Origin of the sequence: Enterobacter cloacae (assembly GCF_013375935.1) — a bacterium.
GTDB lineage: Bacteria > Pseudomonadota > Gammaproteobacteria > Enterobacterales > Enterobacteriaceae > Enterobacter > Enterobacter pasteurii.
Genome location: NZ_CP056117.1, coordinates 1,244,484 through 1,259,104 on the forward strand (window position 1 = coordinate 1,244,484; position 14,621 = coordinate 1,259,104).

11 protein-coding genes are annotated in these 14,621 nt (G+C 57.9%); 5 read left to right on the forward strand and 6 right to left on the reverse strand.

Going from position 1 to position 14,621, the window contains the following annotated elements; all coding sequences use genetic code 11:
• The first annotated feature begins 2 nt into the window (after nucleotides 1–2).
• Nucleotides 3–1,547 carry a threonine ammonia-lyase, biosynthetic gene (ilvA, locus tag HWQ14_RS05885; RefSeq protein WP_176611159.1) on the forward strand — a complete coding sequence of 515 codons (1,545 nt, stop codon included), beginning with the start codon at nucleotides 3–5 and terminating at the stop codon, nucleotides 1,545–1,547.
• Here the strand turns inward: ilvA and ilvY are convergent.
• Nucleotides 1,544–2,434: an HTH-type transcriptional activator IlvY gene (ilvY, locus tag HWQ14_RS05890; RefSeq protein ID WP_148422466.1), complete on the reverse strand. Its 891-nt coding sequence runs from the start codon at nucleotides 2,432–2,434 to the stop codon at nucleotides 1,544–1,546. The two genes, ilvA and ilvY, sit on opposite strands and share 4 nt — an antisense overlap.
• A 152-nt stretch (nucleotides 2,435–2,586) precedes the next feature.
• Here ilvY and ilvC point away from each other — a divergent pair, with 152 nt between their 5' ends.
• Nucleotides 2,587–4,062 carry a ketol-acid reductoisomerase gene (ilvC, locus tag HWQ14_RS05895; RefSeq protein ID WP_148422467.1) on the forward strand — a complete coding sequence of 492 codons (1,476 nt, stop codon included), beginning with the start codon at nucleotides 2,587–2,589 and terminating at the stop codon, nucleotides 4,060–4,062.
• Between the two features lie 39 nt (nucleotides 4,063–4,101).
• On the opposite strand, the gene trmL is transcribed toward ilvC, so the two are convergent.
• The 5 genes from trmL to lldP form a co-directional block, all read right to left on the reverse strand.
• On the reverse strand, nucleotides 4,102–4,575 hold the full coding sequence (gene trmL, locus HWQ14_RS05900) for a tRNA (uridine(34)/cytosine(34)/5-carboxymethylaminomethyluridine(34)-2'-O)-methyltransferase TrmL (RefSeq protein ID WP_006808633.1): 474 nt from the start codon (nucleotides 4,573–4,575) through the stop codon (nucleotides 4,102–4,104).
• A 45-nt stretch (nucleotides 4,576–4,620) separates the two neighbouring features.
• Nucleotides 4,621–5,961 carry an MFS transporter gene (locus tag HWQ14_RS05905; RefSeq protein ID WP_176609212.1) on the reverse strand — a complete coding sequence of 447 codons (1,341 nt, stop codon included), beginning with the start codon at nucleotides 5,959–5,961 and terminating at the stop codon, nucleotides 4,621–4,623.
• Nucleotides 5,962–6,140: 179 nt separating this feature from the next.
• A complete protein-coding gene (lldD, locus tag HWQ14_RS05910; protein WP_148422469.1) occupies nucleotides 6,141–7,328 on the reverse strand; it encodes an FMN-dependent L-lactate dehydrogenase LldD in 1,188 nt (395 codons plus the stop codon).
• Nucleotides 7,325–8,098, reverse strand: a complete 774-nt coding sequence (gene lldR, locus HWQ14_RS05915; RefSeq protein ID WP_148422470.1) for a transcriptional regulator LldR — start codon at nucleotides 8,096–8,098, stop codon at nucleotides 7,325–7,327. Before lldR ends, lldD begins: the two co-directional genes overlap by 4 nt.
• On the reverse strand, nucleotides 8,095–9,750 hold the full coding sequence (gene lldP / locus HWQ14_RS05920; protein WP_003860175.1) for an L-lactate permease: 1,656 nt from the start codon (nucleotides 9,748–9,750) through the stop codon (nucleotides 8,095–8,097). Before lldP ends, lldR begins: the two co-directional genes overlap by 4 nt.
• Nucleotides 9,751–10,847: 1,097 nt before the next feature.
• Between lldP and HWQ14_RS05925 the strand changes: the two genes are divergently transcribed.
• From HWQ14_RS05925 to HWQ14_RS05935, 3 genes are read left to right on the forward strand one after another with little or no spacing between them, the layout of a single operon-like run.
• A complete protein-coding gene (locus tag HWQ14_RS05925; RefSeq protein WP_176609213.1) occupies nucleotides 10,848–11,429 on the forward strand; it encodes a fimbrial protein in 582 nt (193 codons plus the stop codon).
• 31 nt (nucleotides 11,430–11,460) lie between these two features.
• Nucleotides 11,461–12,132, forward strand: coding sequence for a fimbrial biogenesis chaperone (locus tag HWQ14_RS05930; protein WP_176609214.1), 672 nt, complete (start codon nucleotides 11,461–11,463; stop codon nucleotides 12,130–12,132).
• Between the two features lie 3 nt (nucleotides 12,133–12,135).
• Nucleotides 12,136–14,616 (forward strand): fimbria/pilus outer membrane usher protein, encoded by a 2,481-nt coding sequence (locus tag HWQ14_RS05935; protein WP_176609215.1) that lies wholly within the window; start codon nucleotides 12,136–12,138, stop codon nucleotides 14,614–14,616.
• Nucleotides 14,617–14,621: the final 5 nt, after the last annotated feature.

Sequence of the window (14,621 nt, forward strand, 5' to 3'; positions counted from 1 at the left end):
TGATGGCCGAGTCACAACCCTTATCCGCCGCCCCCGAGGGGGCGGAATATTTAAGAGCGGTGCTGCGCGCGCCGGTCTATGAAGCCGTACAGGTCACGCCCCTGCAAAAAATGGAAAAACTCTCCTCGCGCCTCGACAACGTGATCCTGGTGAAGCGCGAAGACCGCCAGCCGGTGCACAGCTTCAAGCTGCGCGGCGCCTACGCGATGATGGCCGGGCTGACGGACGAGCAAAAAGCGCGCGGCGTGATTACCGCCTCGGCGGGCAACCACGCGCAGGGCGTGGCGTTCTCCTCTGCCCGTTTAGGGCTGAAGGCGCTGATCGTGATGCCGGTCGCTACCGCGGATATCAAGGTCGACGCGGTGCGCGGGTTCGGCGGCGAAGTGCTGCTCCACGGCGCCAACTTCGACGAAGCGAAAGCCAAAGCGATCGAGCTGGCGCAGCAGCAGGGCTTTACCTGGGTGCCGCCGTTCGACCATCCGATGGTGATTGCCGGACAGGGCACGCTGGCGCTTGAGCTGCTGCAGCAGGACGCCCATCTCGACCGCGTCTTCGTCCCGGTCGGCGGGGGCGGCTTAGCCGCGGGCGTGGCGGTGCTGATCAAACAGCTGATGCCGCAGATCAAGGTCATCGCCGTTGAAGCGGAAGATTCTGCCTGCCTGAAGGCGGCGCTGGATGCCGGACATCCGGTGGATCTGCCGCGCGTCGGGCTGTTTGCCGAGGGCGTGGCGGTGAAACGCATTGGCGATGAAACGTTCCGTCTGTGCCAGGAGTATCTCGACGATATCGTCACCGTCGACAGCGACGCAATCTGTGCGGCGATGAAAGATCTCTTCGAGGACGTGCGTGCGGTGGCGGAACCGTCCGGCGCGCTGGCGCTGGCGGGCATGAAAAAGTACGTTGCCCGGCACAACATTCGCGGCGAACGTCTGGCGCACGTGCTGTCTGGTGCCAACGTGAACTTCCACGGCCTGCGCTACGTTTCCGAGCGCTGCGAGCTGGGTGAACAGCGTGAAGCGCTGCTGGCAGTGACCATCCCGGAAGAGAAGGGCAGCTTCCTGAAGTTCTGCCAGCTGCTGGGCGGCCGCTCGGTGACGGAGTTTAACTACCGCTTCGCCGATGCCAAAGACGCCTGTATTTTTGTCGGCGTGCGTCTGAGCCGCGGCGTGGAGGAGCGCAAAGAGATCCTCAGCCTGCTGCATGAAGGCGGCTACAGCGTGGTCGATCTCTCTGACGATGAAATGGCGAAGCTGCATGTGCGTTATATGGTCGGCGGTCGTCCGTCGAAGCCGCTAAAGGAGCGCCTGTTCAGCTTCGAGTTCCCGGAATCGCCGGGCGCGCTGCTCAGGTTCCTGCACACGCTGGGCACGCACTGGAACATCTCGCTGTTCCACTACCGCAGCCACGGCACCGACTACGGCCGCGTGCTGGCGGCGTTCGAGCTGGGCGATCACGAGCCGGATTTCGAAACGCGCCTGAACGAGCTGGGCTATGAGTGTCACGACGAAACCCACAACCCGGCGTTCCGCTTTTTCCTGGCGGGCTAGTGGTTCGGCAGAATGTTCCAGAACGCATCGATAAGCGGCTCATGCAGCCGCTTTTTTTGTGCGCACACGCCAAGCTCGAACGGCGTCTTCTCGTCGCTGCGCTCCAGAATCATCACGCGGTTGCGCACCGGCTCCGGGCTGTTTTCCAGCACCACTTCCGGCAGCAGCGCCACGCCGCAGCCGAGCGCCACCATTGACACCATCGCCTCATGGCCGCTGACCGTGGCGTAAATCGACGGGTTGCTGATCTTCTGACGGCGGAACCACAGCTCAATGCGGCGGCGCACCGGGCCCTGATCGGCCATGATAAACGGCACCGTCGACCAGTCCGGTTTCTCCACCGAGACCTGATTACGCACCGGGCAGGGCAGCGCCGGGGCAATCAGCACCACCGCCAGATTCTCCAGCATCGAGAATGCCACCGCGCCCGGCAGCGTTTCGGGCTTCCCGGCGATGGCGAGATCCGCTTCGCCCGTCACCACTTTTTCCATCGCGTCGGCGGCGTCGCCCGTGGTGAGCTTAATTTCAACCGACGGATGCGCCGCGCGGAAGCGGTCAAGGATGGGGGGAAGATGGCTGTAGGCGGCAGTTACGGAGCAGAAAATATGCAGCTCGCCGGAGAGTGACGGTCCCTGCTGGTCGATGGTGTGCCGCAGCTGCTGATACTGCAGCAACGTCTGCTGGGCAAAGATGCGCAGCTCCTCACCGGCCTCCGTGAGCGTGACGGTGCGGTTATCGCGCACGAACAGCGGCTGGCCAAGGTCTTCTTCAAGGCGCTGGATCTGGCGCGAAAGCGTGGAGGGGCTAACGTGCATCGCCCGGGCGCTGCGGCCAAAGTGACGGCTTTCCGCCAGATGCAGGAACATTTTCAAATCGCGTAAATCCACCGATTCCACTCCCTCTTTTTATATTGCAAAAATTGCAACATGACGTTGTGAATATATCAATTTCCGCAATAAATTTCCTGTTGTAATGTGGGTACATTCTCGCTGAAACGCGAACCGAACAATAAGACACACAACATCACGAGGTATCACCCATGGCTAACTACTTTAATACACTGAACCTGCGCCAGCAGCTGGCGCAGCTGGGCAAATGCCGCTTCATGGCGCGCGATGAATTTGCCGATGGCGCGAGCTACCTTCAGGGTAAAAAAGTGGTCATCGTCGGCTGTGGCGCGCAGGGTCTGAACCAGGGCCTGAACATGCGTGACTCCGGGCTGGATATCGCCTACGCCCTGCGCAAAGAAGCGATTGCTGAGAAGCGCGCTTCATGGCGTAAAGCGACCGAAAACGGCTTTAAAGTGGGTACCTACGAAGAGCTGATCCCGCAGGCGGATCTGGTGGTAAACCTGACGCCAGACAAGCAGCACTCTGACGTTGTGCGTTCCGTACAGCCGCTGATGAAAGACGGCGCCGCGCTGGGTTACTCCCACGGCTTCAACATCGTTGAAGTGGGCGAGCAGATCCGTAAAGACATCACCGTGGTGATGGTGGCACCGAAATGCCCGGGTACGGAAGTACGCGAAGAGTACAAGCGTGGCTTCGGCGTGCCGACGCTGATCGCGGTTCACCCGGAAAACGATCCAAAAGGCGAAGGCATGGCCATTGCCAAAGCATGGGCAGCGGCTACCGGCGGCCACCGTGCGGGCGTGCTGGAATCCTCCTTCGTTGCTGAAGTGAAGTCTGACCTGATGGGCGAGCAGACCATTCTGTGCGGCATGCTCCAGGCCGGCTCCCTGCTGTGCTTCGACAAGCTGGTGGAAGAGGGCACCGACCCGGCATACGCGGAAAAACTGATTCAGTTCGGCTGGGAAACCATCACCGAAGCGCTGAAGCAGGGCGGCATTACGCTGATGATGGACCGCCTGTCCAACCCGGCAAAACTGCGCGCGTTCGCACTCTCTGAACAGCTGAAAACCATCATGGCGCCGCTGTTCCAGAAACACATGGACGACATCATCTCCGGTGAGTTCTCCTCCGGCATGATGGCGGACTGGGCGAACGACGATAAAAAACTGCTGACCTGGCGTGAAGAAACCGGTAAAACCGCGTTCGAAACGGCGCCACAGTTCGACGGTAAAATCAGCGAGCAGGAGTACTTCGATAAAGGCGTACTGATGATCGCGATGGTGAAAGCGGGCGTTGAGCTGGCGTTCGAAACCATGGTGGATTCCGGCATCATCGAGGAGTCTGCGTACTACGAATCACTGCACGAGCTGCCGCTGATCGCGAACACCATCGCCCGTAAGCGTCTGTACGAAATGAACGTGGTTATCTCTGATACCGCAGAATACGGCAACTACCTGTTCTCTTACGCCTGCGTACCGCTGCTGAAAGAGTTCATGACCACCCTGCAGGCTGGCGATCTGGGCAAGGCTATTGCGGAAGGTGCGGTAGACAACGCGCAGCTGCGTGACGTAAACGAAGCCATTCGCAGCCACGAAATCGAGAAAGTGGGCCAGAAACTGCGCGGCTACATGACCGACATGAAGCGTATCGCGGTAGCAGGCTAACAACGACGAATCGGGTGGCGCAAGCCACCCGACTTGCTTTTAGCTACGCAGTATCGCGCCGGGATATCCCAGCTGGCGCCACGCCTCATACACCACCACCGACACCGCATTCGACAGGTTCATGCTGCGGCTGTCCGGCATCATCGGAATACGAATTTTTTGTTCAGCCGGTAAAGCATCAAGAATAGTGGCCGGCAGGCCGCGGGTTTCCGGGCCAAACATCAGATAATCCCCATCCTGATAGCTTACCGCGCTGTGCGCTGGCGTGCCTTTTGTGGTCAGGGCGAACATGCGCTGCGGCTTCTCTGCTTCCAGAAACGCGGCGTAATCGTGATGGCGAACCACGGCGGTAAATTCATGATAATCCAGCCCCGCGCGGCGCAGGCGTTTGTCGTCCCACGTAAAGCCCATCGGCTCAATAATGTGCAGACGAAAACCGGTGTTGGCGCACAGGCGGATGATATTGCCGGTATTGGGTGGAATTTCTGGTTCGAATAAAACGATGTTAAGCATGCTGCCCCCTTAATTGCGGGGGCAGAATAGCAGAAAAGAGAGCGACTAGGCGACGCCGGGTTCATGCGCGCGGCAGCGCAGCATTTTGTAGCAGGTGGCCGCCGCGGCCACGAGGGCGGGCACGCTGAGGATCATTAAAATACTGTCCGCCTGCCACTGCATGGAAAGCAGCTGGGCGCTGGTCATGGTTCCCGCCACGCCGCCAAAGCGGCCGATCCCCTGCATCCAGGCGATGCCCGTCGCGCGGCATTCGGTAGGGTAAAAGGTGGCGGCCAGGGTTTGCATTCCCGACTGTGCGCCGTTCATCGCGATCCCCATCAGGAAAATTAAGCCGCCAAACAGGGCGATATGGTTATGCTCAAGGCCAAGCAAAAGAATGAGGCCCATCGTCAACACGAATCCTCCGGCGACCACCTTGTGTGCTTCCCAGCGGTCCATCATCCAGCCCGCAAGCAGAATGCCTGCGGTACCGCCGAAGGTGAACAGCGAGGTGAGCCAGGCGGATTCCGCCAGCGCATAGCCCATCCCCTGCATCAGCGTCGGCATCCAGCTAAGCAGGACGTAGTAAATGACCAGCCCCATAAAATAAGTCACCCACAGCATCAGCGTGCCGGGAAGCCAGGGCATGGAAAAAAGCTGTGCCACGCTCCCCTTTTTAGCGGCAACCTTTTCCTCCGCCAGGAAAAAGCCCGTGACGCCGTCAAGCGTGCTGCGGGCAAACCGGCCGGCGATGCGGCGAACCTGCACGACGTCTTTCCCGCGCTGCACCAGAAACTTCACCGACTCCGGCAACAGCAGCGCCAGCAGCAGCGTTAAGATCAGCGGAGCAATCGCGCCGGTCAGCAGCACGCTTCGCCAGCCGTGGTGAGGGATAAGCCAGGAAGAGATCGCGCCGCCGCCTGCCGCACCCAGAGGGAAACCGCAGTACATGGTATTAATCGCCATGGCGCGGCAGCGCCTGGGGGCAAACTCTGAGATCAGCGTGATGGCGTTAGGCATCGCGGCGCCGAGCCCCAGGCCCGTCAGGAACCGCCACAGCGTCAGGGTATTCAGGCTTTGCGCCCAGGCCGTGCCCAGGCTCGCAAGGCCGAAGAACAGGCACGAAAAGATCAGCACGCGCTTGCGCCCCATCCGGTCCGATACCGGACCTGCTATAAGCGCCCCGAGCGACAGCCCCAGCAGCGCCGCGCTCAGCACCGGCCCCAGATCCTGTTTTTGTATACCCCACTCCGCCGACAGCGTCGGCGCGATGTAACCCATCGCGGCGGTATCGAAACCATCGATTGCCAGAACCAGAAAGCCCAGCACAATAAGAAGCCAGTGAAACCCTGAAAAGCGACTTTCATCGATCACCTGCTGAATATCCACCCGACCTGAATACGTCATACGCTCCCCTCCGATGTAATGTTGTTTTTGTGTTCTTGTATTTGCTTGTCTATACAATTGCGGAGAGGCGTGGCGTGTCAAATTTTCTTATCCAGAATGTTACGTAGGTGTTATTTTCGACAAAAAAAGCGCCCGAGGGGGAGTCGGGCGCCTGAGAAACGTATATCAACTAAAAACGATCAGGCCGCGTTCTCCTGGGAAAGGGGAGCCAGCGCCGCCGGCAGCTTGCTGAGTTCCTGCACCAGCGAATCCTTGCTGATTTCTTTTATCGTCTTCGCGCCGGTCAGGGTCATCGCCACCTTCATCTCTTTCTCAATGAGGTTCAGCAGGTTCGCCACGCCCGCCTGGCCGCTGGTGGCCAGCGCGTACAGATAGGCCCGGCCCAGCAGCACGCTGTCGGCGCCGAGGGCAATCATGCGCACCACGTCCAGCCCGTTGCGGATGCCGCTGTCGGCCAGGATCGCGATATCGCCCTTCACCGCATCGGCAATGGCGGGCAGCGCGCGGGCGGAAGAGAGCACGCCGTCGAGCTGGCGTCCGCCGTGGTTAGAGACCACGATCCCGTCCGCGCCGAAGCGCACCGCGTCGCGCGCATCTTCCGGATCGAGGATCCCTTTGATCACCATCGGGCCGTCCCAGAATTCGCGGATCCACTCCAGGTCCTTCCACGAGATCGACGGATCGAAGTTATTTGCCAGCCAGCCGATGTAATCCTCAAGCCCGGTCGGTTTACCGAGGTAGGCCGAAATATTGCCCAGATCGTGCGGACGACCGTTCAGGCCTACGTCCCACGCCCACTGCGGATGCGTTACCGCCTGCCAGTAGCGGCGCAGGGCGGCGTTCGGGCCGCTCATGCCGGAGTGCGCGTCGCGGTATCGCGCGCCGGGCGTTGGCATATCGACGGTAAAGACCAGCGTTGAGCAGCCCGCCGCTTTGGCGCGCTCAAGCGCGTTACGCATAAAGCCGCGATCGCGCAGGACGTACAGCTGGAACCACATCGGGCGCTTGATGGTCGGCGCGACCTCTTCAATCGGGCAGACGGACACGGTGGAAAGGGTAAACGGAATGCCTTTGGCATCCGCCGCGGCGGCAGCCTGCACTTCGCCACGACGGGCGTACATACCGCATAGGCCAACGGGCGCAAGGGCCACCGGCATGGAGAGCGTCTCGTTAAACAGTTTTGTCTCAAGGCTCAGGTCAGACATATTCTTCAGCACGCGCTGGCGCAGGGCCACTTCCGAGAGATCTTCCACGTTGCGGCGCAGGGTGTATTCGGCATACGCCCCGCCGTCGATGTAGTGAAAGAGGAACGGCGGCAAAATGCGCTGCGCCGCGGCGCGGTAGTCACTGGCTGCTGAAATAATCATGCTTTGTTCTCCCTGGAAATATCACTGTCGCCGGGCAGACGGGTAATACGCGCCTGTCGGGCCTGATCTTCATCGAATCGTTTAATGGTGGTGTGCACGAAGCCCAGGTGCGCCATCATCGCCTTACGCGCGGCTTCGGCATCGCCGGCCAGAATGGCGTTGAGCACCGCCTCGTGCTGTTCGGTCAGCTGAGCAAACACGGGCGGAACCAGATACATGCGCTGGCGGCTCTGCTTCACGGAGGATTGCAGCAGGTCGAAGAACCCGCGCATGGTTTGCAGCAGCACCACGTTGTGCGACGCCTCGGCAATCGCCAGATGAAAACGCACGTCGGCCTGGGAGGCGATATCGGGGTCGCTGCTTTGCGTGGCCTCGAAGCAGGCTTTGAGCTTCTCTTTGTCGGCCTCGGTTGCCCGCATCGCCGCATGCCATGCGGTACTGGTTTCGATGGCGTGGCGCGCTTCGAGGATGTCAAAGCTGTAGTCCGGGTCGTTTTCCATCAGCGTTTTCAGCGGCTGAACGATGTTTTGCTCGGACCAGTCATCATGCTGCCAGCGCACGAAGGTGCCGCCGCCGCGACGGCTCAGCAGCACCCCTTCGCTGACCAGCGTCGCCAGCGCTTCGCGCAGCGAATTACGCGAAACGCCAAGCTGGGCGGCAAGCTGGCGCTCGGCGGGCAATCTCATGCCCGCCTCCAGCTGTTGTTCTTCAATCAGCGCCCGCACGCGAGTGGCAATCTCGTCGGACAGGCGTCTGGGCATCACTATCATGGGATCATCCAGGTTAAGACATAGGCCTGCAGGGTGGTAATAACGCCCACCATGCAGGTAAATATCAGGCTGTGCTTAACGGTAAAGCGGAACAGATCCGACTCTTTACCCACCAGTCCCACCGCGGCACAGGCAATGGCGATGGACTGCGGGGAGATCATTTTGCCGGTCACGCCGCCGGTGGTGTTCGCCGCGACCAGCAGCACATCCGAGACGCCAATCTGCTGCGCGGCCGTTGCCTGCAGGGCGGCAAACAGGGCGTTTGAGGACGTATCTGAACCGGTCAGGAACACCCCCAGCCAGCCGAGGAACGGCGAGAAGAAGGTAAACGCGTGTCCGGTGTGCGCCAGGGCGAGCGCCAGCGTCGACGACAGGCCGGAGTAGTTCGAGATAAACGCGAACGCCAGCACCATGCCGATGGAGTAAATCGGCAGCATCAGCTCTTTAATCGTCGCCGCAAAGGTCTGCACGGCGGCGGCCGGCTTCATGCGCAGCCACACCACGGAAAGGATAGCCGCAAACAGAATGGCCGTACCGGTTGCCGAGAACCAGTCAAACTTAAACACCGCCGCATACGGCGTGGCGTCGTGCACCACCGGCGGCATGCGGGCGACCATTTTGTCGAGGAACGGCACGGAGATGTTAATCACCATGTCGTACAGCGCGCCGCCCGGGGCGAACAGGGCCTTAAACGGCGGGATGCTCCACAGCGTTACGGTGGCGGTCAGGAACAGGAACGGTGACCACGCGCGGACGATCTGCCCGGCGGTATAACCCGTGCGGGCGAGCGTCTGATCCACGTGCGACGCGCCCATATCGGCAAAGCGGAAGATGCGCACCGGCTGCCAGCGTTTCAGGAACAGCGTCAGACAGACCAGCGACACCAGGGAAGAGATGATGTCCGGCAGCTCAGGCCCAAGGAAGTTGGAGCTGAGATACTGGGCAATCGCGAACGAACCGCCCGCCACCATTACCGCAGGCCAGGTCTCCTTCACGCCGCGCCAGCCGTCCATAATCGCCATGATCCAGAACAGCACGATAATGGTCAGGAACGGCAGCTGGCGGCCAACCATCTGGCCAATCTCAAAGCTGTCCAGCCCGGTCACCTGTCCGGCCACCAGAATCGGAATACCCATCGCGCCAAACGCCACCGGCGCGGTGTTCACGATCAGGCACAGGCCAGCGGCATACAGCGGATTAAAGCCCAGCCCGACCAGCAGCGCGGCGGTGATCGCCACCGGCGCGCCAAACCCTGCCGCCCCTTCAAGGAACGCCCCGAAGGAGAAGCCGACTATCAGCATCTGTAAACGCTGGTCCGGCGTAATGGAGAGAATCGACGAGCGAATGATGTCGAACTGCCCCGTTTTCACCGAAATTTTGTAGACAAAGACCGCGGCGATGATGATCCACGCAATCGGCCACAGGCCGTAGAAGAAGCCATACACCACGGAGGCCAGCGCGCGATCGACCGGCATTTTGTAGAAAAACAGCGCCACCAGCAGGGCGATGGCAACGGTATACGTCGCGGCGAGGTAGCCCTTCAGCTTGAGCTTAATCAGCGCAAAGAAGAAGAACAGGATCGGAAGCGATGCGATCAGGCTGGAAAGCCAGATATTCCCGGCCGGATCGTAGTTTTGTTGCCAGAGGCTCATGCAGGTCTCCTGAGGACCACACGGCTTGCGCTGCGGGTGAGTCTCCGCTCATCTCTGCGTCACACGCTGTGTAAAAGTGGTCCATCCAATATTGTGATGTAGGGGTAATGACAATGAATGGTTAATCAAGTGTTGCTATTCAGCAATACTTTTGTGAAGTGAAGCAGTAAAACTGTGAAGGATGGTTCGCTTTGGAGTCGATTGGTAGGACCAAAAGGCCTGCGCAGATCGTTCATTTATGACGCAGACGTAGGCTGCGGGTTGAGCAGCGTTCCGCCACCGTGGGCGGGCACGGCGGGTAAAATATGATGATAAAAATGCCTGTTTGCGCTATTTACGTTAAGCGCCTAAGATGGATTTGTTTTATTTTAGTTTACGATAAAGGGACAATTTGTAAACTGCATGATTTATTTAAGAGAAATATAAATTTTTTTTAGGTAAAAATGCGAAATATAATATGTAGCAAAAAATTTTAATTAAGATAAATTTCACATATAGATTTTAACAGCGTATTACAAACGATCAATTGCTGATCAATAATGAAAAATTCTGCGTTTAAGCGTTTTTGCAGAATAATCGCAAAGATGTCTCTCCTGCTTTAACTTTTCATCCTAATAATGATCTGAAAAAAATTGATCAAACATTGATCAGTTAACTGTTTTTTTAATTTCATAACGGAACTAGAAGGGAGGGAATAGTTTTGTGGGTAAGCAAATCAGGTAAAAATTGTTACATTTCTGTTAATTCCAAAATGTTTATAAAAATTACTGCACCCTTTTCGATACGTAGACGTTATTAGGTATTTGATTTACTATTTATGTCGATGCTGCGTTACGGAAGAAAATAAATTCCTTTTTAACCTTAAAGTATTCATTGTTATTTTCTGCCTAGGGTATTTCTCTCCTGTGGGATATACATTTATGGCTTAAGGAAAATATATGGATTATCACATCGGGATGGACCCCATGCTTTACTAAGAGGTCGCATCACCAACTCTATTAGTACCCTTTGGTGACGTTTCTAAGTTCTTATAGCGATTATTCGATCAGGTACGACAAATCTATATCTGTTTTATTTACAGAGGGTTTTACTTTCAAATGAAAATCAAAAATGTGGCGCTGGCATTTGCCGCGGCGGGGTTTCTGTTATCTTCTCAGGCGGTGCTGGCAAGCAGTGGTTCAGATGTTACTGCTAATCTGGATACAGGCGCTGGTACGCAGGGCACAGGCGGGGTAATCAACTTTACCGGTAAGATAACCCTTATTTCCTGTGATATTACTCCAGCGTCAAAAAACAAAACCGTAGACCTTGGGGCGTGGGCGAAGAGCTACTTCGATGAGCACGTCGAAACAACGCCGCGTGAGTTCAAAATCAACGTCGAAAAATGCCCGGAAACGGTTGAATCCGTTGCGGTGCTGTTTGACGGAAATAAAGATGCGGAAGATGACTCGCTGTTGCAGGTTACGCCTGGCACGGGCATGGCGACGGGTGTCGGGGTGAAGCTTTATAACAGCGACCGCAGCACGGCTATTAAGCCGGGCACGGTTTCAAAAACCGCCGCACCAGATGAAAAAGGCAATGCAGAATTAACGTTCTATGCCGCACTGGACAAAGATGGAGCGCAAATCCAGGCGGGTGATGTCAACGCCGTGTCCAACTTCCTGATGGTTTATAACTGATTTTTTTCAGCCACCTCCAGAGATAATAGAGATGAAACGTTTATCGTATATTATGCTCACTGCATTAATGGTTAGCTCTGCGTCAGTTTCCGCAGGCGTAGTAATGGGCGGGACACGGATCGTATACCCGCAAAACAGCAAGGAGGTGGCATTTTCTGTTTCTAATATGGAAAGTGCAGTTCCCTATCTGATTCAGTCGTGGGTTGAGAATGACGCCGAAGGGAAAAATCACGCCGCGCCATTTATCGTCACGCCGCCGCTGTTCAGGCTTGATCCGGATCAGACCAATACGCTGCGTATTCAATATACCGGCGCGCCGCTGCCCGCAGATCGCGAATCCGTATTTTGGCTCGATATTAAAGCCATTGCGCCAAAGCCAAAAGAGAGCAGCAACGAATTACAAATTAACGTTAAATCGAAATTTAAAATATTCTACCGCCCTGAAAATCTGAAAGGCGATGCCGCAACGGCCTGGCAAAAGGTGAGGTTTTCACATACGCCAAAAGGGCTTAAGGCCACCAACCCGACGCCGTACTACGTCTCTTTTTATCGCCTCAGCGTTTCTGGGCATAAAATTGAGCAACCGGGCATGATCGGCCCAGGCGAAACCCGCGAATGGCCTGTGACAGCCTCCGGCAGCGTTACCTGGTCGGCTATTAATGATTTTGGCGCGATTACCGCTACCCGGTCGCAGCCTCTTTAAACCATGCCTTCTCGCCTGTTTCGTTATGCGCCACTATCGGTGCTGCTGCTCAGCTTCAGCCGCACAGGATGGGCCGAGGATTATTTCGATCCCGCCGCGCTGGAGCTCTCCTCTGCCGAACAGAAAACGGCGGATCTGCACTATTTCTCCGAAAAGGGCGGGCAGATGCCCGGCACGTGGCTCGTAACGATTGAGGTTAACGGACGCGAGGAACGGCATCAGGAGCTTACCTTCGTTAATGAGAAAGGCAGCCTGCAGCCCGTGCTTAGCGTGCCGCTGCTGGAGGCGCTCGGGGTGAATGTGGGGGCGATCCCGGCGCTTTCCCGGTTGCACGAGGGAAAGACCTTCACGCATATCGCCGATTTTATCCCGGCGGCGCGAACCTCCTATGATTTTAACCAGCAGCGCCTGTTTATCAGCCTGCCGCAGGCGGCGATGACGCACCGCAGCCGTGGCTATGTGCCCCCCTCGCAGTGGGATGACGGTATTCCGGCGGCATTTGTTGATTACAGCCTCACGGGCGGGCAGGCCCATCATCAAAACGGCGACACGACGTCAAGCTACCTCAGCCTGCGTAACGGCGTAAACCTGGGACCGTGGCGGTTGCGTAATACGTCGGCCTGGAGCTACAGCAACGCGGGCGGCGATCGTTTTCAGTCACAAAGCAGCTGGCTGAGCAGGGATATTCGCAGCCTGAACAGCCAGCTGCGGATCGGCGATGCCTGGACCGCAGGCGATCTGTTCGATAGCGTGGCGTTTCGCGGGGTTCAGCTCTCGTCCAGCGAGAGCATGTTACCCGACAGCCAGCGCGGCTTCGCGCCGACAATCCGCGGCGTCGCGCACAGCTATGCCAGGGTTTCCGTTTCGCAAAATGGCTATGTGATTTATGAAACCTGGGTTGCCGCCGGGCCGTTTGTTATTAACGATCTGTTCCCCGGCGCGCAAAGCGGCGATTTGCAGGTGACCATCACCGAAAGCGACGGCTCGAAACGCGTATTTACCCAGCCTTATTCTGCGGTGCCGTTTATGCGGCGCCAGGGCAGCCTGAAATACAGCCTCAATGCCGGACGCTTTCACTCCGGCGCCAGCGATGCCCGGTCGCCGGACTTTGTTGAAGGCGCTTTTTTCTACGGCCTGTTCTCCAGTATGACGGTGTACGGCGGCTTTCGTACCGCGAATAACTACCAGGCCGGCGCCATTGGCGTGGGCAGAGGGTTTGGCGCGTTCGGCTCGCTGGGCGTTGACGATACGCTGGCAAAAAGCCGTTTACCTGACGGCAAAAGCGTAATGGGGCAGGCGTGGCGCATTCAGTATCAGAAGGATTTTAATACCACCGGCACCGCCTTCAACCTGGCGAGCTATCGCTATGCCTCACGCAACTTTTATGAGTTCAGCGAGCTGAATCAGTCTGACAGCCAGCAGCTACGGCTCAATAACCGCCGTAGCCGCTCGCAAATAACCTTCTCACAGACGCTGGGGCAGTTCGGCAGCCTTAGCGTTTCGGCGTGGATGCAGGATTACTGGCACACCTCCGGGCAGGACAAAACCATTCACCTTGGCTGGTACACCAGCTGGCGGGGCATTTCATGGGGAGCGGGGTATGACTACACCGACTCAGCGCGTGAGCAACATCCCGATCGCACCGTGTCGTTTAACATCAACGTCCCGCTCGGTAACTGGCTGCCGGGCAGTTCGGTTAGCTACTTCATCAATAAAAATAACCGTGGGATGTCCACGCAGCAGGTATCACTCAACGGCAGCGCGCTGGCGAACCGCAACCTCAACTACAGCGTTCAGCAGAGTAAAGCCAGCGGGGGACAAGCCGACAGCACCAGCCTGGCGCTGCAATACAACGGCGGCTACGGCAACGTAAGCCTCGGTTACGACCGCAGCCGAAACGGCGATAATGCCAGTCTCGGCCTCGCCGGAGGCGTTATCGCCACCCGGTATGGCGTCACGCTCAGCCAGCCGCTGGGCGATAGCGTCGCCCTCCTGCGCGTGCCGGGCGCGGCCAACGTTGAGCCGGAGGGCTACAGCGGCATCCATACCGACAGCCGCGGCTACGCGGTCATGCCCGCGCTTTCGGCCTATCGTAAGAATACCGTCAATCTTGATACGGCGACGCTTGGCGAAAACGTCGACGTTGAGCAGAGCGGGCTGACGCTCGTACCCACCAGCGGCGCGGTGGTGCTGGCCAATTACGCAACGCACATTGGCTATCGCGTGCTGTTCTCCCTGCGATACCACGGCGAGCCATTGCCGTTTGGCGCGCAGGCCGAGGTGATGGAGCAAAACCGCCGTTCAGCCAACCGAAGCATGGTGGCTGACGGCGGCCAGGCTTACCTGAGCGGAGTACCGGAGCGCGGCACGCTGCGCGTAACCTGGTATGAAGACGGGGAGCCGCGTCAGTGCCAGACGCCGTTCAGGCTGGGGGCGGCTCATATGGCCCCCGGCATCGCTACGCTGTCTCTTGAGTGCCACTAGAGGAA